General features: G+C 36.6%; 21 protein-coding genes and 1 tRNA gene. 2 read left to right on the forward strand and 20 right to left on the reverse strand.

Going from position 1 to position 20,621, the window contains the following annotated elements; genetic code table 11:
• Nucleotides 1–472: 472 nt before the first annotated feature.
• Nucleotides 473–1,330, forward strand: a complete 858-nt coding sequence (erm, locus tag Q1A47_RS04015; RefSeq protein ID WP_166530206.1) for a 23S ribosomal RNA methyltransferase Erm — start codon at nt 473–475, stop codon at nt 1,328–1,330.
• 165 nt (nt 1,331–1,495) lie between these two features.
• On the opposite strand, the gene Q1A47_RS04020 is transcribed toward erm, so the two are convergent.
• Together Q1A47_RS04020 and Q1A47_RS04025 are read right to left on the reverse strand one after the other, a co-directional pair.
• Entirely contained in the window at nt 1,496–2,755 is a 1,260-nt protein-coding gene (locus tag Q1A47_RS04020; RefSeq protein ID WP_166530205.1) for a cytochrome P450, read from the reverse strand.
• Between the two features lie 432 nt (nt 2,756–3,187).
• Nucleotides 3,188–3,260 (reverse strand) — tRNA-Arg (locus Q1A47_RS04025).
• Between the two features lie 225 nt (nt 3,261–3,485).
• Between Q1A47_RS04025 and clpP the strand changes: the two genes are divergently transcribed.
• On the forward strand, nt 3,486–4,073 hold the full coding sequence (gene clpP, locus Q1A47_RS04030; protein WP_026681655.1) for an ATP-dependent Clp endopeptidase proteolytic subunit ClpP: 588 nt from the start codon (nt 3,486–3,488) through the stop codon (nt 4,071–4,073).
• A gap of 44 nt (nt 4,074–4,117) precedes the next feature.
• Here the strand turns inward: clpP and Q1A47_RS04035 are convergent, their stop codons facing one another.
• From Q1A47_RS04035 to Q1A47_RS04120, 18 genes are all read right to left on the reverse strand, one after another.
• Nucleotides 4,118–4,372: an HPr family phosphocarrier protein gene (locus Q1A47_RS04035; RefSeq protein WP_026681656.1), complete on the reverse strand. Its 255-nt coding sequence runs from the start codon at nt 4,370–4,372 to the stop codon at nt 4,118–4,120.
• Between the two features lie 163 nt (nt 4,373–4,535).
• Nucleotides 4,536–5,480: a DNA-binding protein WhiA gene (gene whiA / locus Q1A47_RS04040; RefSeq protein ID WP_026681657.1), complete on the reverse strand. Its 945-nt coding sequence runs from the start codon at nt 5,478–5,480 to the stop codon at nt 4,536–4,538.
• A 29-nt stretch (nt 5,481–5,509) separates the two neighbouring features.
• Nucleotides 5,510–6,475: a YvcK family protein gene (locus Q1A47_RS04045; protein ID WP_026681658.1), complete on the reverse strand. Its 966-nt coding sequence runs from the start codon at nt 6,473–6,475 to the stop codon at nt 5,510–5,512.
• Between the two features lie 2 nt (nt 6,476–6,477).
• Entirely contained in the window at nt 6,478–7,362 is an 885-nt protein-coding gene (gene rapZ / locus Q1A47_RS04050) for an RNase adapter RapZ (RefSeq protein WP_026681659.1), read from the reverse strand.
• A 25-nt stretch (nt 7,363–7,387) separates the two neighbouring features.
• Nucleotides 7,388–7,852: an NUDIX domain-containing protein gene (locus Q1A47_RS04055; protein ID WP_026681660.1), complete on the reverse strand. Its 465-nt coding sequence runs from the start codon at nt 7,850–7,852 to the stop codon at nt 7,388–7,390.
• 504 nt (nt 7,853–8,356) lie between these two features.
• On the reverse strand, nt 8,357–9,310 hold the full coding sequence (gene trxB / locus Q1A47_RS04060) for a thioredoxin-disulfide reductase (protein ID WP_121605659.1): 954 nt from the start codon (nt 9,308–9,310) through the stop codon (nt 8,357–8,359).
• Between the two features lie 79 nt (nt 9,311–9,389).
• Nucleotides 9,390–10,403 carry a lipopolysaccharide assembly protein LapB gene (locus tag Q1A47_RS04065; protein ID WP_026681662.1) on the reverse strand — a complete coding sequence of 338 codons (1,014 nt, stop codon included), beginning with the start codon at nt 10,401–10,403 and terminating at the stop codon, nt 9,390–9,392.
• Between the two features lie 162 nt (nt 10,404–10,565).
• Nucleotides 10,566–12,233, reverse strand: a complete 1,668-nt coding sequence (locus tag Q1A47_RS04070) for a glycerol-3-phosphate dehydrogenase/oxidase (protein WP_299630746.1) — start codon at nt 12,231–12,233, stop codon at nt 10,566–10,568.
• 223 nt (nt 12,234–12,456) lie between these two features.
• Nucleotides 12,457–13,947, reverse strand: coding sequence for a glycerol kinase GlpK (gene glpK, locus Q1A47_RS04075; RefSeq protein ID WP_026681664.1), 1,491 nt, complete (start codon nt 13,945–13,947; stop codon nt 12,457–12,459).
• A gap of 46 nt (nt 13,948–13,993) precedes the next feature.
• On the reverse strand, nt 13,994–14,788 hold the full coding sequence (locus tag Q1A47_RS04080) for an MIP/aquaporin family protein (RefSeq protein ID WP_121605662.1): 795 nt from the start codon (nt 14,786–14,788) through the stop codon (nt 13,994–13,996).
• Nucleotides 14,789–14,973: 185 nt separating this feature from the next.
• Nucleotides 14,974–15,522, reverse strand: a complete 549-nt coding sequence (locus Q1A47_RS04085) for a glycerol-3-phosphate responsive antiterminator (protein ID WP_026681666.1) — start codon at nt 15,520–15,522, stop codon at nt 14,974–14,976.
• Nucleotides 15,523–15,531: 9 nt separating this feature from the next.
• On the reverse strand, nt 15,532–16,053 hold the full coding sequence (locus Q1A47_RS04090) for a DapH/DapD/GlmU-related protein (protein ID WP_026681667.1): 522 nt from the start codon (nt 16,051–16,053) through the stop codon (nt 15,532–15,534).
• Between the two features lie 3 nt (nt 16,054–16,056).
• Nucleotides 16,057–16,692 (reverse strand): pyrophosphatase PpaX, encoded by a 636-nt coding sequence (ppaX, locus tag Q1A47_RS04095; protein ID WP_166530204.1) that lies wholly within the window; start codon nt 16,690–16,692, stop codon nt 16,057–16,059.
• Entirely contained in the window at nt 16,667–17,629 is a 963-nt protein-coding gene (locus Q1A47_RS04100; RefSeq protein WP_026681669.1) for a nucleoside recognition domain-containing protein, read from the reverse strand. The genes ppaX and Q1A47_RS04100 overlap by 26 nt, the downstream gene beginning before the upstream one ends.
• Before the next feature lie 92 nt (nt 17,630–17,721).
• Nucleotides 17,722–18,597 (reverse strand): prolipoprotein diacylglyceryl transferase, encoded by an 876-nt coding sequence (gene lgt / locus Q1A47_RS04105; RefSeq protein WP_121605665.1) that lies wholly within the window; start codon nt 18,595–18,597, stop codon nt 17,722–17,724.
• Between the two features lie 12 nt (nt 18,598–18,609).
• Nucleotides 18,610–19,536, reverse strand: coding sequence for an HPr(Ser) kinase/phosphatase (gene hprK, locus Q1A47_RS04110; RefSeq protein WP_026681671.1), 927 nt, complete (start codon nt 19,534–19,536; stop codon nt 18,610–18,612).
• A 486-nt stretch (nt 19,537–20,022) separates the two neighbouring features.
• Complete coding sequence (locus Q1A47_RS04115) at nt 20,023–20,379, reverse strand: phage holin family protein (RefSeq protein WP_026681672.1); 357 nt, start codon at nt 20,377–20,379, stop codon at nt 20,023–20,025.
• Complete coding sequence (locus Q1A47_RS04120) at nt 20,379–20,573, reverse strand: PspC domain-containing protein (protein ID WP_026681673.1); 195 nt, start codon at nt 20,571–20,573, stop codon at nt 20,379–20,381. The genes Q1A47_RS04115 and Q1A47_RS04120 overlap by 1 nt, the downstream gene beginning before the upstream one ends.
• Nucleotides 20,574–20,621 lie beyond the last annotated feature (48 nt).

Raw genomic sequence — 20,621 nt, forward strand, 5'->3', positions numbered from 1 at the left:
GTTTAACTATTACTACGTTGAGTAGCAAGTATAATTTTTATTGACGTACACTTTAGCAGTATTTATAATATAAATGAATTCTAGTGTAAACTAAACGAAGGAGGGTTGTTAAAAAATTATGGGTGGAATTATTATTATCCGTACTTTGAACTGGTAATTTAATACGTTCGAAGGCTCTGTTTTGCTACAGAGTAAGCGGGATAAATCTGCTCATTTTTAACAATCTTCATTACTATATTTTATTAATAAAATGAGAGGAAGGACTGATTATACAATCTCTCCTTTTTATTTATATGAGAAATTGCTTTAGCTCTTTAAATAAGAAGGCTCATTTTGTGCTGATTAGTTTTTTTACAATATCTCATTCTGCATAATGATGCATTCCGTTTACTGGAAGCTACAGACGCCTATGTCTGTGGCTTTTTTGCATTCAGAGCCGAATGCAAATATTTTAAGAAAGGACTGTTAAATCATGGCAAGAAGCAGGAAGAGATATCAGCATAAAAAATCGTCTACTGGAACTCCATCAAATTTCAGTGGGAAGCATTTCATTCACAATAAGCGTTTAATAAATGATATTGTAAATATTGCTCGTATTTCAAAAAGCGACCTTGTATTAGATTTAGGAGCTGGAAAAGGAGCAATTACTAGTATTTTAAGCTCCCGAGCAAGAAAGGTTCTCGCTATAGAATACGATTCAAACTTCATAAAGAAATTAAAACAACTTGAAATGAAAAACACTATAATCATAAAGCAAGACATATTACGTATTTCATTACCTCAAGAGCCATTTGTAGTTGTTTCGAATATTCCATATGCTATTACAACGCCGATTATGAAAATGTTTCTTAATAAACCTTCAAGCGGTTTTCAAAGTGGGGTTATTGTAATGGAAAATGGTGTAGCTAAAAGATTTACCTCAAATTTTGTGAAGGAATCATATGTGATCGCTTGGAAAATGTGGTTTGATATTCAGTATGTTAAAGGAATTTCTAGGAGAAATTTTTCCCCGCCACCAAAAGTTGATTCCGCTGTGATTAAAATAAATAGAAAGGCGAAACCGATTGTACCTATTAGCGATTATTTAATCTTCTGGGGACTAGCTGATTATGCACTTAAACATCCACAATATACTATCGAGATTGCATTAAAAGGTATATTTACACCACCGCAAATGAAGCATTTAAAAAGAAATCTTCAAATAAATAATGAAACTCCAGTTGCATCTTTAACGGAACTGCAATGGGGTTCCCTATTTGAAACAATGATAAAGTATGTTCCAAAATCCAGATGGCCAAAGATAAAAAAAGCGAAATTAAACCATTTTTAAAATCTACTTACAAAAGGTTGTGGAATGAGGATTCCTTTTTACTTCTCATTCCACCCATTAATCCGCATATTTCATATCTCAATAGGAGACAATTAACCATTAATTGACTGTTCGCCCTCTATACATAGCCTCTCACTATAACCGCAATTAGAATAGAAAATGGATTTATTCTCTCTTGCTAATGTTTTTTATCACCATTTTACTACGGGGAATACTTGGCATGCTAACCATACTAAAACTTAAATCTTGATCAGGAACATCATAGTTTATTCGATTTACTAGATAATCAAGGCTTACTTTCATTATCTCTATGGTCACCCACTCACCAGCACACCGATGCCCCATAAAATAATCTCCCCCACCTTGTGGAATAAAGTCAAATAAGCCACCATCCCATGTAGTAAACCGATCAGGGTTGAACACATCAGGGTTCTCCCAAATGTTTGGATCGTGATTGGTACCATAAAGATCTAGTAAGGTTAACGTACCTTCTTCAAATTTATACCCTTTCCAAATGAAATCGTTTTTTACCAGTCCGGCGACAAAAGGAAAAAATGGATAGAATCGCCGAACTTCTTGTATGAACTTCAGAGAATATTTCTCATCACTCCTTTCAAGCTTCTTCGTTTCGTTTGGATAATGATAAACTGTTAAAGCAATAAAATTGATGAATATAGCAATCGCTACAAGTGGCCGTAAGATATTAATCACTTCTACAGCAACTGTATCTGTATCAAGAGAATTCCCATATGGATCGTGATACCTAATAAATTTGTACAAAATACTATTTTCAGATACATTCACTTTTCCATCACGAATCTCTTCAACGAGTTTCCCTACCCACTTTTCTATACGATTTCTAGCATTCCTTCCTAGCCAATGGGTGGGGCCAATAGCTGCTACTGACTCGAACATTGCCCCTAAATCTTTCGTTACCCCTTTTACTTTATTTGCTGACACGGGTATACTTATCCATTCGCAGGCTGTTCTGCACATAATTTCCTTAACTTCTTCATAAAAAATAACCTTATCCATTTGCACCCATTTATCTACCGCTAACTTCCATTGTTTTCTTATAATTCCAGTCAATCTGTCCAGTTCATTGGAAGACATGATCGACATAAACATTTCCTTACGTTGTCTATGGGCTTGTCCATCTAAAGCCTGAACTCCATTCTTACCGAATAATGTTTGTACTGCCCGATTAGGAGCTGCATCTTTTCTTTTAAATTTCTCGTTGTCATAAAATATTTCTGCTGCTTCTTTACCTCCCATGCAAATCGCTTTTTTTCCAACTAGCCTTGTCTCGAAAATATCACAACTAAAAATTTGACGTCTATTTAAGATATACCTATATCCTTCTCTTATAAGACTTAAAGTATGATCTATTCCTTCTTCTCGAGGTATTTGACTTCTATTCGACATATGATCCAACTCCATTTTCGAGTAATGATCTTAATTTTTGTAGATTATCCCCGGTTTATTCGCAAAAATACAAGGACAATCGTTCGTGAAGGTATGACACAGCTTCTACTTATTAAGATTAAAGGTAACTACGCTTGCTTGAATACATGTGCAACTAAGACACACGCAGGAATTAAAAAGACAAGGCTTCCGCGGACTGCACTCGTCCGGCTGTAGTGAAAATCAACTGTATTCCACTATTAACATATAAATTATTCTATATTTAATAGGCTGGATGGTTAATGAAATTGACTTCATTTAAATCTTAATCTGTTTCTAACTGAAAAAATTGCAAAAAATATTGCAAACAAAAAACACGTATAAATCTTGATACTTCAAGATTTATACGTGTTTTATTACTTATTTTATTATCTTCTTCTACGATCATAATTACGCGCCCGGAGGGATTCGAACCCCCGACTCACGGTACCGGAAACCGTTGCTCTATCCCCTGAGCTACGGGCGCATGTACTATTCACTAATTAAGACACATAGAATATTATAACGTCATATTAGTAGTTACACAAGTATTTTTAGTTATCATAGGTTTATTTTTGACAATTATGGGAATGATGGAAGTGTATTTTCATTGGTTACGAGTTAAACTTTTTGTTTGACCTTTTTTGACCTATTAGTTATGATAAATATATCCGATCTAATGGATATTCGAATAGATAAGGGAGGATTTTACATGAATTTAATACCTACAGTTATTGAACAAACAAATCGTGGAGAGCGTGCCTACGATATTTACTCACGCTTACTAAAAGATCGTATCATTATGCTAGGGAGTGCCATCGATGATAATGTGGCAAATTCCATTGTAGCACAATTACTATTCCTTGAAGCAGAGGATCCAGGAAAAGATATCTCGTTATACATTAATTCACCAGGTGGATCTATCACTGCTGGTATGGCTATATATGATACCATGCAATTTATTAAATCTGACGTCTCCACAATCTGCACAGGGATGGCAGCATCTATGGGTGCATTCTTACTTGCAGCAGGTGAAAAAGGGAAACGCTTTGCATTACCAAACAGTGAAGTTATGATTCACCAACCGCTTGGAGGGACACAAGGCCAAGCTACAGACATTGAAATTCACGCACGTAGAATCATCCAAATGCGTGAAAAAATTAATGAAATTCTTTCAGAGCGTACTGGTCAACCAATAGATGTTATCGAGCGAGATACAGATCGCGATAATTTTATGTCAGCTCATAAATCTGTTGAGTATGGTCTGATTGATAAAATAATGGAACGTAAACCAGAATAGTTTTATTCAAAAAATCCCTTTCACAAAAAGAAAGGGATTTTTTATTACTTTTTGGCAACAAAGGAAGTAAGTTGTGACAATGCTGCTTCTTCATCTGCTCCTTCTGCGATCAACGTAATCTGTTCTCCAGTAGTTATCGCTAAGCTCATCAAGCCCATGATACTCTTTGCATTCACTTTTTTACCATTTTTCTCAAGAAATATATGAGATGTATATCGGTTAGCCTCCTGTACAAATTCTGCTGCAGGTCTCGCTTGTAAGCCAGTTGTCAGTTCCACCTTAATTGACCTCTCAACCAAATACCTCATCCTCCCCTTAGATGAAAACGCTATCAAATATTACATAAATAGAACGAAATATGGTGATTCAGTGGAATTTCCCACTGAATCACGAAGGGCTACATTAAACTACAAGATTTTAAATTATCCGTATTATATCATGAATGGTAATCAAATTAAACAATTACTGTAAAACTTCACCTTTTTTAATTTTTTCAGCAAAAGCATCGATTTTTTTCAAGCGATGGTTTACACCTGATTTTGATATTTTACCACTTGTAACTAATTCACCAAGCTCCTTTAGGGAGACATCCTGATGTTTTACACGTAAAACTGCGATTTCCCTGAGTTTTTCCGGTAACTGATCTAAACCAACTGTACGTTCAATTAGGTTAATGTTTTCTATTTGACGAAATGCTGCACCAATCGTTTTATTTAAATTAGCCGTTTCACAATTAACAAGTCGATTAACAGAGTTTCTCATATCACGCACAATTCGTACATCCTCAAACTTAAATAAAGCATTATGTGCACCGATAATGCTAAGAAATTCCGTAATCTTTTCTGCTTCTTTCATATATACGATATATCCATTTTTCCTTTCCAGCTTACGAGCATGTAAATCAAACGCATTAAGTAAATCACAAAGTGCATCATTATGCTCCTGATAAAAGTTAAATACTTCCAAATGATAGGAAGATGTCTCCGGATTATTAATGGAGCCACCTGCAAGAAACGCTCCACGTAAATAGGCACGCTTGCAACAAGATTTTTTTACGTATCTCTCGGATATATTCCTTGTAAAGGTATAGGGCTCTTGCAATATATTTAAATCCTTTAATAAAGAACGCACATCTTCCTTTAGCCGAACAATATAAACATTATTTTTCTTTAATTTCATTTTTTTGCGTACTAATAACTCTACAGGTAGAGCATATGTTGACTTAATTAATGTATAAATTCTTCTCGCAATAGCTGCGTTCTCCGTCTGTACGTCTAAGGTGTATTCTTGCTTGGATAGGGATATCGCTCCATTCATACGGATGAGTGCAGCCAATTCTGCATGCATACAGCAATCATCTATATCGATGGCTGTTAATTCCTTTTTTATCTCAGAAGCAAAAGACAATCATATCCCCCCTTTACTTGTATTCTTAGCTATCCATTATTTTTTAAAATAGAATATAATAATGATGCAACTTTATGATTATCATGTCGTAATGTAGATTGAGTTGGATCAATTATATCCCCTTCAATAATTCTTAAGCCCATTTCTAATAAACGATCTGTATCATAAATAACCGGGGCTGCATTTTCCTCCGCATACATATCACGAACCGTCTGCTCTATCGGTTCATTATGCACCACAATTGCATCAACACTCTTTTCACCAATATGATCTCGTATTGCCTGAACATGGTCTGCTGCTGTATAACCTGTTGTTTCTCCAGCCTGTGTCATAACGTTACAAACATAAACTACCTGACCTGTTGTATGACGGATAGCTTCATCAATTTGTGGCATAATGATTGTCGGCATTATACTTGTGTATAAGCTACCAGGAGCAATAACAATTAGATCTGCCTTTTTTAAGGCACGGACTGCATTTGGTAGTGGTTGAACAGGTTGTGGGCTTAAAAACACACGCTCAATTCTTTTCTTTGATAATGGAATATTTGATTCACCTGAAATAATAGTGCCATCCTCCATCTCCGCATGTAATGACATGTTATCATTGGAAATAGGGTAAATCTTCCCTTTGACATTTAAAACACGTGAGATCTCACGAATTCCCATATTAAAATTACCTGTAATTGATGTCATTGCAGCAAGTAGCAAATTTCCCATGGAATGGCCGGATAATCCATTACCAACACTAAAGCGATGCTGGAATAACTCGATGAGCATTGGTTCTGCATCTGATAGTGCAGCAATTACATTACGAATATCACCAGGAGCTGGAATTGCCATTTCATTTCGTAATCTACCTGTACTGCCGCCATCATCAGCTACCGTCACAAGTGCCGTTAATTGAATAGGCAGATCTTTTAAGCCACGTAGTAAAACTGGCATTCCTGTTCCGCCCCCAACAACTACAACACGCGGCAGGGTTTCTTCACTCATAATTAATATCCCTTTCTTTTATCGATGTCACGATGGCTGACATGAGTAATATATTGAGAAGATAGCTCTTTGGCAAAGTACTCTGAAAGTGCAACAGAGCGATGCTGTCCCCCCGTACATCCAATTGCAACTACTAATTGTGATTTACCTTCTTTTTTATATTGAGGGAGCATAAATTGTAAAAGATCTAATACTTTAGCATTAAATTTCTGTGTATCTGTCCATTTAAATACATAGGAAGCAACATCTGCATTAAGCCCCGTTAAGGGCTGTAAATTTGCGACATAGTGAGGATTAGGTAAAAAGCGGACGTCAAACACCAGATCTGCATCAATTGGCAGACCATATTTGAAGCCGAACGAGACCATATGAACAGAAAATACTTCTTGCCTTTCCTCTGAATATTTTTGAACAATCTTTTCTCGTAGATCCTTAGGCTTTAAGTTTGTCGTATCGATTATTCGCTGAGCTCTTCCTCTTAATTCATCAAGAATTTCTCTTTCCTGCCTAATACCATTTAGCGGAAGACCACCAACATCTAAGGGATGAGAACGCCTCGTTTCTTTATACCTACTTACTAATTTTTCGTCCTTTGCATCCAAAAATAAGATATGTTCTTCAAGCCAATCTTCTTTAGCCAATACGTCTAGTGCCTCAAATAACGTATCAAAAAACTCCCTAGCTCGTAAGTCCATAACAAGAGCTACTTTTTGTATGTTGTTCGTAGAATCCTTCATTAGCTCAATAAATTTCGGTAGTAATGTAGGAGGTAAGTTATCTACGCAATAGTATCCTAAGTCTTCAAAGCTTTGAACAGCTACTGTTTTCCCAGCTCCAGACATCCCTGTAATGATAACCAACTTTGTTTCTTGTTCTCCATTTCTCATTTTGTATCTCCCCTTTACCTAAATCCTACTGCTCTATAGGATCAATCCGAAAATTAATTAGTTCGTCTTTAGCTGTATATGAAAAGGCACCCGACACGACTTGCTCATTAGCAAGCAGATATTTATAAATCATTTGATCCCCTTCTGCCATCGGTAAATCTAAAACTTGATTTACGGGGACCCATTCTAATTCACCTTCTCGACAATATGCCGTAAGTTCACCACTGTACTTGCGGCATATAAACGTATACATCATCCATTCCTTTATAAGTGTTTGTCCTTCCATAATAGAAAATGTGAAAACACCTGCTAATTTTGGATTTTTGAGCACTAATGCTGTTTCTTCTCTATATTCTCGAATAACAGATTCCTGGATCGTTTCTCCTTGTTCCTTTTTTCCTCCAGGAATAGCATACCAGCCATGCCTTGGCTTTTTTAGTACTAATATATGGTTATTATCTATTACTATGCAATTCGTTACCTGTTGCATTACAAATCACCCCGTATGAAGAGGAACAACTAAATTCCATTTCTTTTATTATACTAGTTTACGAATTAAACTTCCATACGACTGATTTATGAGACTATATGTATACAATATAATGGGGATTTCGACAAAAAAAGAGCACAGGTTTTCACACCTGTGCCAAAAACTAATCTATCTATTAAAAGGGGGTCAATTAGTTACTTCTAATTATAACCCATGATTATTTCGAACATATTACAACAGGATTAAGAACCAATTACTATTGGTAAATTTTTCTTTATAAAGTAAAGCTTTATCCATGGTGAAATTTCGTCGTCCCCACCGATGTTTCGTCTCATACAATTGTTACTATGATCTATGCATACACTCCATCCATCGATATGATGAACACGATCAGTTCAACTTTTCCATTGAAAGAGAGCACAAAGGTAGGTTCTATTGTAATTCTCCAGTTAGACTTTTACCGGTGTGATCGCTCATTTATTCTCTATAGTACCCTCTTAATAGCTAGGAATTTGTGGTTTTTAGTTCTTCTTGTAGATCTTCCACATACTTAATCGCTGCTTCTGCTGCAATACTTCCATCTCCAGTAGCAGTCACAATTTGACGTAATGTCTTATCACGAATATCTCCTGCAGCAAAGATACCAGGAATCGTCGTTTCCATATTTTCGTTTGTTGGTATATAGCCTTCATCATTTGTAATTCCTAACGATTTAAATGGTTCACTTAAAGGGACCATTCCAATATATACAAACACTCCATCAATAGAATACTCGTATGTTTCTCCCGTTTTATTGTTTTTCAAAGTTGCACTTCCAACTTTTCCGCCATCTTCATTAATTTTTTCCACAACAGTGTCCCAAATGAAGTCAATCTTTTCATTATCAAAAGCGCGATCTTGTAGAATACGTTGGGCACGTAAAGCGTCACGACGATGCACAACTGTCACCTTATCAGCGAATCGTGTTAAATAAATTCCTTCTTCTACAGCCGAATCGCCTCCTCCAATAACAATCAAATTTTTCTCTTTAAAGAATGCACCATCACAAACCGCACAATAGGAAACACCACGACCACTCAATTCTTCTTCACCTGGAATTCCCAGCTTTTTGTATTGTGCTCCAGTAGTAATGATTAGTGCTCTCGTGTTGTATTCTTTATTTCCTGCTACGATTGTTTTATAGTCTCCATGATCGATAACTTCTTTAATATCACCATACGCATACTCTGCACCGAATTTTTTTGCATGCTCAAACATCTTATTAGAAAGATCCGGTCCTAAAATATGATCATAACCTGGATAATTTTCAACATCCTCGGTATTTGCCATTTGACCACCGGGAATTCCTCTCTCGATCATTAATGTCTCCAAATTAGCTCGAGAAGCATAGACCGCCGCAGTCATCCCAGCTGGACCAGCCCCTGCAATAATAACATCATACATATGATTTTCGGACATCGATATCGCCCCTTTTTCACTATAATAATTCAGCCATACTAAGCTTAATAAAATCAACGTGTTTCGTCTATTATTATGCTCAATTCCTACTACTTTGTTCCCAAGGCGCCTCCTCCTTGGTTAATTTGGGGTGTTTTTTTATGCCTTCTTGCCAAATAACAGTTGCTTTCTCTTGTTCACCAATATAATATGCAGACTTGGTATACCAACGGAAGTAAGAGGGATGTCCTTTTACTTTCGCTTTGACAAGTGACGAAAAACGAGGATACGCTGCTTCGTGCTCACCTGTTCTTGATAAAGTAACAGCGATTCGCAGTTTTTGTTGTTCATGAATTGGATATACATTTAGTAATGTCTGAATATGCAAATCATATTCTTCTTGTGCTCCAATTTGATAATAAAATAAAGCTAAATTTGTATGGCTATACAATGAATTAGGATCTTCCTTCAACATAGTTAATTCCATCTCAATAGCTTCTTCTGGATGTCCAGAGAAAAATAATGCCTGAGTATAATCATGTTTTGTCATTTTATGTTCCGGAAACAAAGTCATCATTTCTTCTAATACCGGAATAGCTTTATCCCATTCCATATTTTCCATATGATAGAATACGGTTTCTTGGTAAATAAGTAGTTCATCCTCATCTTCCAATTCCCAGTCATCGATATCTTCATCATCTTCAATATTGATCAGCTCTAATAACCTAAAGGCTTCTTCACTAAAATCACCCTCAGGTTCTTTTTCTAAATACAAATCAGCATATTTTTTGGCGTCGTTTAATAACCCTAAATGTGCATAATTATTTGCTAGTAAATAGTAGCAATCAACATATTCAGATGATTGTAATACGTTGGTTAACAATTGGTTTGCAGCATGATAAGAACCTATTTCAGTATATATAATTGATAGCTGACATTGGTACAATGCATCAGATGGTTTTTTCTCAACAGCCTTTTTTAACCATTTAACAGCTATATCAAATTTTCTTTTTTGAAATGCTTCTACACCTTTTGTGAAATAAAAATCACCTTCAGGAATAAAAGGGAGAACGTTGTTTTGTTTTCCATTTATATTATTTGTAACGTGTTGCATGTATATCCCCCTAGTTTGTTAACATACGAACAAAGTATACCATAATTACTAGGGGATTTATATAGCGTGATAAGAAAATAGCCCCACGACGTAAAAAGTAACGCACGATACTAAAAAACAGAGCATAGCTTTTTTGCAATGCTCCGCTTTATATTTATTACCTTATTCTGCTACAGGGTGAACAGCATCATATAGCAGCTGCTGTAGTTCCTCTGTAAACATTTCTTTTTGATCATCTGTCCAATTTAACGTTCGTGCCATGTAGTCAATCACTTTTTCCTGATGTGATTTTACCCACTCTATTTCAAAGAAGAGCGCACCTGTACGTCTAATAAAGAAGTCAACTGGTTTATAAGCAGCTTCATATTCCATCGCATAAAGTAATTGAGCGAAAACGACTGGATCAATTTCTGCTTGTTTCGCTTCCTCCTGCTTCGTTTGATATAACTCAAAAATAACATCAAAGTTAGCACCATACTTCTTAATTAAATAAATAGCAGTTGCTTCATCTAAGCCTTCTGCTACAGCTTCTGCGGTTTTTCTCTCTAAATACTTTTTGAAGCCTTTAGAACCGCCAACTTCTCCTCCTGCGATTGGTAAATGTACTGTATCTGATTTCGAATACATGATACCTTCTTCTTCTTGAAGCTGTTTTGTTACTGTATTAACAGCTTGTTCTGCCATTTTTCGATATCCAGTTAATTTACCTCCAGCCATGGATATTAAACCAGAATCAGAAACAAAAATTTCATCTTTCCGTGAAATCTCACTTGGATTATCTGTCCCCTCTTCTGCAATCAACGGACGTAAACCAGCCCAACTTGATTCGACATGATCCGCTGTAATGTTTAAGGAAGGGAACATATAATGAATCGCATCAATTAGATAGTCACGATCCTCGATTGTCATTTTGGGATTAGCGATGTCTCCTTTATAACTAGTATCCGTTGTCCCTACATAGGTGATGTTTTCTCTAGGAATAGCGAAAATCATCCGTCCATCAGGTGTATCAAAATAAATCGCTTGCTGTAAAGAGAAGACTTCTTTCGGGAACACCAAATGAATCCCTTTTGTTAAGTGTAATGCTTTGCCTTTTTTCGATCCATCTTTTTCTCTTAAATTATCGACCCACGGTCCACCTGCATTAATAATTTTTTTAGCAAAAATGCGATACTGTTCTCCACTGATCTGATCTTCTACGACAACACCTTTTACGCGGTTTTTATCATTGTAAATAAATTCAACCACTTTAGTATAGTTTGCCGCAAGTACTCCTTTTTGCACGGCTTTTTTTAATACTTCAATGGTAAGTCGCGCATCATCTGTTTTGTATTCAACATAATAACCCGCGCCTCTTAAATTTTCCTTCTTAACAAGAGGCTCCTTCTCTAGCGCTACTTCTGGGTTAAACATCTTCCGGCGTTCCCCTTTTTTAACTCCTGCTAGAAAGTCATAGACGCGTAATCCAATATTAGTAGTAAATGGACCAAATGTGCCACCTTTATGGAATGGTAGCATCATCCATTCAGGTGTGGTTACGTGTGGACCATTTTCATAAACGATGGCCCTTTCCTTTCCAACTTCTGCAACCATCTTTACTTCAAATTGTTTTAAGTAACGTAGTCCACCATGTACTAATTTCGTTGATCTACTGGAGGTTCCAGCTGCAAAGTCCTGCATTTCTACTAGCCCTGTTGTTAATCCTCTAGTTACAGCATCTAAAGCAATACCTGATCCTGTAATTCCACCACCAATAACTAGTAAATCTAACTCTGTATTTTCCATCTTTGTTAATCGCTGATTGCGTTCGTGACTAGAAAAATTACTCACTATTATTCACTCCCCGTTTCTAGTAATGTCTATACATATCAATACCCATATTTCTGGATAGTCATGTATACGCAGACGGAAAAAATTCCTAATACATAAAAAATAAAGCCGCAAAACAAACTAATGCAATTCTTACATTAGTTGCTTGCGGCTTCTCCAATTCTCCGTCCACACTATTAACTTACTTATAGTATAGCATAATTCATTTATTTCGTATAGTACTTTACTTAAAAGCTTGTGCTGCTTTTATTGCTTGTTTCCATCCCGTATATAATTTGGTTCTTTCTTCTTTTATGATTGTAGGATTAAAGGTTCGATTTACTTTCCATTGCTGAGCAATCTCTTCCTTGCTTTCCCAAAAGCCAACAGCAAGACCCGCTAAATAAGCAGCTCCCAATGCCGTCGTCTCATTAACCACTGGACGTTCTACAGCAACATCAAGCATATCGCTTTGAAATTGCATTAAAAAATTGTTTTGGACAACTCCACCATCAACTCGGAATTTTTTCACTTTCATACCAGCTTCCTGTTCCATAACATCGACAACATCTTTTGTTTGATACGCTAATGCTTCTAAAGTAGCTCGTACAAAGTGTTCTTTTGTAGCTCCTCTCGTTAAGCCAAATATAGAACCTTTGACATCACTATCCCAATATGGCGTTCCCAATCCAACAAATGCAGGGACTACGTATACACCTTCTGTAGAAGAAACAGCGTGAGCAAGTGATTCAGTATCTGACAAGTTTTCGATTAATTCTAAGCCATCTCGCAGCCATTGGATTGCTGATCCCGCAACAAAGATACTTCCTTCTAATGCATACTCTACCTTACCGTCGACTCCCCAAGCAAGTGTAGTAAGGAGACCATGTTTTGATTGCATTCCTTGTTCTCCTGTATTCATTAGCATAAAACATCCTGTACCATATGTGTTCTTTGCCATTCCTTTTTCAAAACAAGCCTGTCCGAACAAGGCCGCCTGCTGATCTCCTGCAATTCCAGCAATTGGAACCTCATGTCCAAAAAAGTGATAATCCACCGTAGTACCATACACCTCTGAAGACTGCCTTACCTCTGGCAGCATGGATTTCGGTACTCCTAAAATTTCTAATAATTCTTCATCCCATTTAAGATCATAAATATTATACATGAGGGTTCGAGATGCATTAGAATAGTCCGTAATATGGCGTTTCCCACCAGTTAATTTATAGACTAGCCATGTATCAATCGTACCAAATAAAAGATCTCCATTATTTGCTTTTTCTCTTGCACCATCGACATGATCTAATATCCATTTCACTTTTGTCCCTGCAAAATAAGGATCAATTAATAAACCTGTTTTTGCCCGAAAGACATCATTATAACCTTCATTTTTAAGCTGATCGCAAATATCCTTAGTTTGTCTAGATTGCCAAACAATCGCCTTATAAATAGGTTTGCCAGTGTTTTTATCCCATACAACTGTTGTTTCTCTTTGATTTGTTATACCTATACCAGCTAAATCAGATGGCTCTAAATCTGCCTTACGAAGTGCATCAGAGATACAAGCAAGTATAGAAGTCCATATTTCATTGGCATCATGCTCTACCCAGCCTGGTTTTGAAAAATATTGTTCAAATTCCTTTTGTCCCGTTGCAACAATCTCACCAGCATGATTAAAAATAATTGCACGTGAACTGGTTGTCCCCTGATCAAGTGCTAATATATATCTTTCCAATTTCTATTCCTCCCCAAAAAACCGTCATACGTTTATTTAGTAATTATTAAGCCTTTTTTAGTTCATTACCTAATGCAGTAATAAACAATAGTAAAACACCAGCAGTAAAAACCCAAAATACTATTGTAGCATGAGATTTAAAAATTGCCTCATAAAAAAGTCCACCATAAATACCACCAATTGCCGGGCCAGCTACCGGAATCCAAGCATAGCTCCAATTAGAGTATCCTTTCCCAGGAATTGGCAAAATCCAATGAGCCACTCTTGGGCCTAGATCTCTAGCTGGATTAATCGCATATCCTGTCGTTCCACCAAGAGACATACCAATAGCAATAATGAGCAACCCTACAATTAGTGGATTCAATCCTTCTGTAAATGTATTCGCACCAATAAACAATAAACCCATTACTAGTATAAACGTACCTATAATTTCACTAATTAAATTTGCTAGCGTATTAGGAATAGCAGGTCCGGTAGAAAACACACCTAGCTTTGTAGCTTGATCTTTCGTTTCTTTCCAATGTGGTAAATAATGAAAAAAAACGATAATCGCACCAATAAAGCCACCTAGCATTTGTGCTGAAATATATAACGGAACCTGCGCCCAAGGAAATTCACCAATTGCAGCAAAACCTAGTGTAACAGCTGGGTTAATATGGGCTCCAGTAATATTACCTACTGCGTAAACACCCATGGTAACGCCAAGACCCCAAGCTATGGAGACTAGAACCCAACCTGATCCTTCAGATAATGTGTGCTTCAGATTGACCCCAGCTACTACTCCCCCGCCGAAAATAATTAGAATCATGGTACCAATTAACTCTCCAAAAAATGCAGACATACTAAAATACCTCCATTAAATAAGTTGATATTTTGGTATTCCACAATTCCAGAAAGTTATTAATAGATTCTTTAAGCGTACATTTTCACAAAGATAAAAAACTAGGCACTCGTCAATCTACATTAACGATTACCTAGCCAATTTTAAACTATATCTATTATATCAGCGAACAACCATGAAATAAATTACATCATCTTCCAAAGATCTGTATTTGATGTTGAAACAGCAACAGCACCAGCTTGTAAAGCAGCTTTAACTTCTTCCTCGTTGGTAATTAATCCTCCAGCGATTACTGGCAATTCCGTTTTGGCATGGATCTGATGCACCATTGATGGAATAAGTCCAGGCAATACCTCGATACAATCTGGTTGTACTCGATTAATTACTTTTATATTTTGCTCTAGGGCTAAGCTATCTAATAAAAACACACGTTGGATTGCTAACAATTGATGCTTTTTCGCCATACTAATAACATTTGCTCGAGTTGATAAGATACCGTCTGGCTTAATTTCTCTTAACAAAAACTCCATACCATAATCATCCGACTTTAATCCTTGAATAAGATCGAAGTGTACCAATATATTTTTTTTTGCGCGCTTAGAATAGTCCACTAAACTTTTTATCTGCGCCAATCTAGTTTCTAGAATAACTATGGATTCATGAGGGGTATCCAAAGCCTTATCAAAATCTTTCATTTTTCGGATCGCAGGTAAAATACCAGTTGGTATGTTCAATTCAATCACCTACTCTAGCTTCAATTTTTCTTCCCTTTCTTTAACTTGATCTTTTGTATACTTCACTTGCATCGGGTTTCCACCAACAAAAGATCCAGCTGGTACATCCTTATGTACCAACGTGCCAGCAGAGACAATCGCATGATCACCAATCGTTACACCTGGTAATATCGTTGAATTCGCTCCAATCATTACTTCATCACCAATCGTTACCGTTCCAATACGATATTCCTTTATTAAATATTCATGTGCCAAAATGGTTGTATTATAGCCAATAACACTATTTTTTCCCACTTTAATTTTTTCTGGAAACATAATATCCGGCATTACCATCAAAGCGAATGCTGTATACTCTCCAACTTCCATCCGTAAAAGCTTGCGATACAACCAATTTTTCATTGGCAAAATAGGTGTATACCTTGCTATCTGAATCACAATAAAATTTTTCATTACCTTCCAAAAAGGTACTGTATTATAAATTTGCCATAATGCATTCATATTCTGCACAGGGTAACGCTTTGTTTTTCGCATTGGCTACACTCCAGTAATTTGCAGTAAATCACGTATATCATCTAGCATATATGTCGGTTTATATTCCAGTAAACGTTGTTTACCTTTAAAGGTCCAAGCAACACCTGCTGTTTGTAACCCAGCATTTTTCCCCGCTTCAATGTCATGATAATTATCACCAACCATCAATGTCCTCTTGGGATCGGCTTGCAATGCTTCCATTGCTTTTAACACAGGTTCTGCATGCGGTTTTGGATGCGTCACATCATCTATAGTAATAACTGTTTCAAAATAGTTATCCAGCCCTGTTAATGAAAGCCCCTTATTTACCCCTTTTCTCATCTTTGTTGTCACAATCGCCATTTCAATCCCATTCTCCTGTAGCTTTTTTACAGTATCAACTACATGCGGAAACGGTTTTACATAATTATCATGTTCTTTTAAATTATGCTCACGATAGGTTTCAACCATACTATCTGCTCGTCTTGCATCAATCTTGGTAAATGTATCAACCAACGGAGGTCCATTAAATTCTATAATTTCCTCACGCGAATATTCTAAATGATAAGCATTAAATGTATGAATAAATGACGCAATAATTAATTCATTTGTATCGATTAGTGTCCCATCTAAATCAAAAAGTATTGTACGAATGCTCATTAGTGGTTTCCTTCCTTCTTTTGTTCTTATCTATGCTGTTCCAAATGAATGAAATTGCCATTGTTAATAAAATTGCTGTAATGAGTCGAATAACTAGTAGTGGCCATACTGGGATTCCCAATGGGATAAATACGACCGTATCCTCAACTACTGCGTGACAGGAAACAAGAAAGATGAGTGCTAGAATCATATCTTTTTTTTCAACGCCATCCTCTTTCACAGCCTGAATCATCACACCAGCACCATATGCTAAACCTATTGTCAGCCCAGCTACCATGGTCATTGAGGTATTCTCTTTCATTCCAAGAACCCTTGTAAACGGAGCAAATTTAGTAGACAGATAATTCAACCATCCTTTTTCACGTAAAAATTGCATAACTATCATGAGTGGTATCACAATCATAGCTAGCTGAGCAATGGCCACAATAGCTGTTTGCAGACCATGTAGAATAATCTCTCCCCAACCTGTTAATTCAGGATTTGCCGAAGAAATGAATCCATATGCTGCTTGTTCCGCCCCGCCATTCCACAGGAAGTTAATGATAATCGCAGCGAAAAGCGCCAACCCTATTCTAATTCCTGAGATCAACCACCAATTAACACCTACCCTAGAGGCAACGGCAGATTCAATAAATAAATTATGGGAAAATGATAACATCATCGCCATAATAAATACTTCTTTAACCGTAAAATCAAATGAAACAATCGCTGCTATACCCGCATAAAGATTCAGCGCATTTCCTAAAACAAGTGGTACAGCAGCTTCCCCAGACAACCCTAACCATCCCATTAGAGGAGTAAGTTGCTTTATAATCCATGGTAAAACGGGCGTGAATTGTAAAATCGTAACGATTAACGTAACAGGAAAAATAACTTTTCCTAATGTCCATGATGTATTTAATCCCTGCTGCATTCCTCGAAGTAAAATCCCCTTCATTCCATATTCCCTCTTTCATATGAAACTTTAATTCCTTAAAATAGTATACATTTAGCTACGATTCTAACGCCTCTTTATAACTAGATGTTATTTTATTTCTTCTTCTTATTTTTTTTCTTTTGATACGTGTTTTTTACCACTTTCCCCTTATGTTCCACCTCATTATACCGGGTATTAATCGTTTTTCGGCGATAAATGATTAATAGTAACGCTACAACAATAATGACAATTGAGATAACCTGTGCCTGACGTAGTGATCCCAAGACATAAAGACTATCTGTCCGCATTCCTTCTATGAAATAGCGTCCAATCGAGTACGTAATGGCATAGCTTAAGAATAATTCTCCACGAATAGGGTTAAATTTACGCAATATAAGTAGAAATACAAACACAAGAATATTCCAGAACGACTCATATAAGAACGTCGGATGGTACATAACCCCATCTATACACATCTGGTTCATAATAAAATCAGGCAAGTATTGATGAAAGCTATTATATGTTGATTCTGCTATCTCTCCGCCATGTGCTTCCTGATTCATAAAGTTTCCCCAGCGGCCGATTGCTTGCCCTAGAATTATACTTGGTGCGGCAATATCTGCTAATTGCCAAAATGATACTTGTTTAACACGTGCATAGATAATCGCTGTTATAATAGAACCTATTAGAGCACCATGGATTGCGATACCACCTTCCCAAATAGCAAAGACATCACTCCATGGACCACCTGCATAACGATCCCATTCAAAAATAACGTAATATATTCGTGCAGAAATAATAGCAATAGGGATGGCAAATACCACTAAATCAACCATGATATCCTTTTTCATACCTAAGCGGTCAGCCTCTCGAGTAGCTAAAAATAAGCCTAGAAAGGCTCCTGCTGCTATAATCACGCCATACCAATATATCGGTAATGATCCTATATGTAAAAATACACGGTCAAGTGCTGGTGCATTACAACTCATCTTATTTTCCTCCTAGCTATTTTCTTGATCAATCATATTTGTTAACCGCTCCGAAAACTCTTCTGCCGCATTAACACCCATACGTTTTAAACGGAAGTTCATAGCCGCTACCTCAATAATGACAGCCAAATTTCTTCCAGGACGTACTGGTATGGTTGCCTTTGGTAATTCAACTTCCATTATCTTCATTTTATCTTCATCAAGACCTAAACGATCGTATTGTTTCTTTTGATCCCAAATTTCTAAATTAATGATTAATGAAATCTTTTTATAGCTTCTAACAGATCCCGCTCCAAATAATGTCATTACATTAATTATTCCAAGGCCTCTAATCTCTAGTAAGTGCTCTATTAAAGGTGGAGCGTTACCGATAAGACTGTCATAATCCTCTTGACGTATTTCGACACTATCATCGGCTACTAAGCGATGCCCTCTTTTCACTAGTTCTAGTGCTGTTTCACTTTTACCTACTCCACTTTGACCAGTAATCAGCACACCAACTCCATAAATATCTACCAACACCCCATGAATTGCAGTAAACGGGGCAAATTTCGCTTCTAAATAATTTGTTAGCCTACTAATCACTCGTGTCGTTTTTCGCGGTGAATGCAAGATAGGCACACCTGATTCATTAGCAGCATCGATCATCACTTGTGGTATGTCCATATTTCTTGTTACCACTATTCCTGGAGTAACATCTGTACAGAGTTGGCCAACTCGTTCGACTTTTTCTTGATCTGTTAAATCTAAGAAATACGCCATTTCCGTCCTGCCGATTAACTGTAGTCTTTCTTTTGGATAGTATTTAAAGTACCCTGTCATTTCTATTCCAGGTCGTGAGATATCACTTGTAGTAATCTCTCTATGTAGTCCGTCCTCACCTGCGACAAGGGTCAGATTGAAATTCTCTAATAAATCCTTCGTCCGAACGGTTGACATGTATTTATCCTCCTTATTGTTGCCATTCAAAACATAGACTCCATGTTATTTAGTTGGATACTTTCCTGCTAAAGAATATCTCAATAAACAATATGGACACGTATTCAACAAGATATCGGCTTTCCACGCGCCATAAAATCCTGTGAGACACCGTTCTCCTTATCTGCCTCTGTCTATCGCACTTAAAATTTATTCTAACAAGAAGATCAAAATTTTCAGCTGGCAAATCACTCGTAATTCGTTTTACGTGAGATAAGAATATTTATCTAAACGGCTTGGACATATATATTAAATTAAGTTTCGTTGAGAAATGCTCCTTACCTAATACATGAAATAATGTCGGATAACCTTTAGGCAAAAGTTTTCTTCATTGTAGCATATTCTTTATAAGATTTGCTATCGCCTAACTCCTATGGCAATCAGATTGAACACTACGAACAATTTTACACATGAAAAATCGCAGGCTATCTATCACCTGCGATCCTGTTATCTAATTGAGTCTTTTACTACACTATTCAAAAGTAAATTAATGATAGATAGTATGATAGCAGCTAAAACCGCTGTACCAAATCCGTCGATAACAAAAGAAGCATCCATTAATGCCTGTGTAATCATTAATGTTACAGCATTAATAATAAATAGAAATAATCCTAACGAGAGAATGGTTATCGGCAAAGTAAATAATATGAGTATCGGCTTAACAATTACGTTTAAAACAGCTAATATCAAACTTGCAAGCAATGCCGTACCAAATCCGTCCAAGTGAAAGGAATCAAATAATTGTGCGACAGCAATCAGGGCAACTGCATTTAAAATGATAGACACAATCCAGCGTAGCATAATTAATAGTTCTCCCTTTCAGTAGGAATAATTAAGGCAGCCGCTAAATATACAAACGCAAAACTAAATAGACTAAAAATCAAACATACAACAAATACAAGTCTTAGAATCGTTGCATCTATATTAAAATAATCAGATAGTCCACCAAAAACACCAGCTACCATACGTTTCGTATTGGAACGATATAGCTTTTTCATGGGATTACCTCCTTTTGATTATCATCGCATTCCATTCGCTATCCAATC

Origin of the sequence: uncultured Virgibacillus sp., from assembly GCF_947495635.1 — a bacterium.
GTDB classification, from domain to species: Bacteria; Bacillota; Bacilli; order Bacillales; family Amphibacillaceae; genus Virgibacillus; species Virgibacillus salarius.

Excerpts from the sequence above, each read along its gene's own strand:
- erm (WP_166530206.1), top strand. The coding sequence starts at position 473 with ATGGCAAGAAGCAGGAAGAGATATCAGCATAAAAAATCGTCTACTGGA.
- Q1A47_RS04020 (WP_166530205.1), bottom strand. The coding sequence starts at position 2,755 with ATGTCGAATAGAAGTCAAATACCTCGAGAAGAAGGAATAGATCATACT.
- clpP (WP_026681655.1), top strand. The coding sequence starts at position 3,486 with ATGAATTTAATACCTACAGTTATTGAACAAACAAATCGTGGAGAGCGT.
- Q1A47_RS04045 (WP_026681658.1), bottom strand. The coding sequence starts at position 6,475 with ATGAGTGAAGAAACCCTGCCGCGTGTTGTAGTTGTTGGGGGCGGAACA.
- rapZ (WP_026681659.1), bottom strand. The coding sequence starts at position 7,362 with ATGAGAAATGGAGAACAAGAAACAAAGTTGGTTATCATTACAGGGATG.
- Q1A47_RS04055 (WP_026681660.1), bottom strand. The coding sequence starts at position 7,852 with ATGCAACAGGTAACGAATTGCATAGTAATAGATAATAACCATATATTA.
- trxB (WP_121605659.1), bottom strand. The coding sequence starts at position 9,310 with ATGTCCGAAAATCATATGTATGATGTTATTATTGCAGGGGCTGGTCCA.
- Q1A47_RS04065 (WP_026681662.1), bottom strand. The coding sequence starts at position 10,403 with ATGCAACACGTTACAAATAATATAAATGGAAAACAAAACAACGTTCTC.
- Q1A47_RS04080 (WP_121605662.1), bottom strand. The coding sequence starts at position 14,788 with ATGTCTGCATTTTTTGGAGAGTTAATTGGTACCATGATTCTAATTATT.
- Q1A47_RS04090 (WP_026681667.1), bottom strand. The coding sequence starts at position 16,053 with ATGCGAAAAACAAAGCGTTACCCTGTGCAGAATATGAATGCATTATGG.
- ppaX (WP_166530204.1), bottom strand. The coding sequence starts at position 16,692 with ATGAGCATTCGTACAATACTTTTTGATTTAGATGGGACACTAATCGAT.
- Q1A47_RS04100 (WP_026681669.1), bottom strand. The coding sequence starts at position 17,629 with ATGAAGGGGATTTTACTTCGAGGAATGCAGCAGGGATTAAATACATCA.
- lgt (WP_121605665.1), bottom strand. The coding sequence starts at position 18,597 with ATGAGTTGTAATGCACCAGCACTTGACCGTGTATTTTTACATATAGGA.
- hprK (WP_026681671.1), bottom strand. The coding sequence starts at position 19,536 with ATGTCAACCGTTCGGACGAAGGATTTATTAGAGAATTTCAATCTGACC.
- Q1A47_RS04120 (WP_026681673.1), bottom strand. The coding sequence starts at position 20,573 with ATGAAAAAGCTATATCGTTCCAATACGAAACGTATGGTAGCTGGTGTT.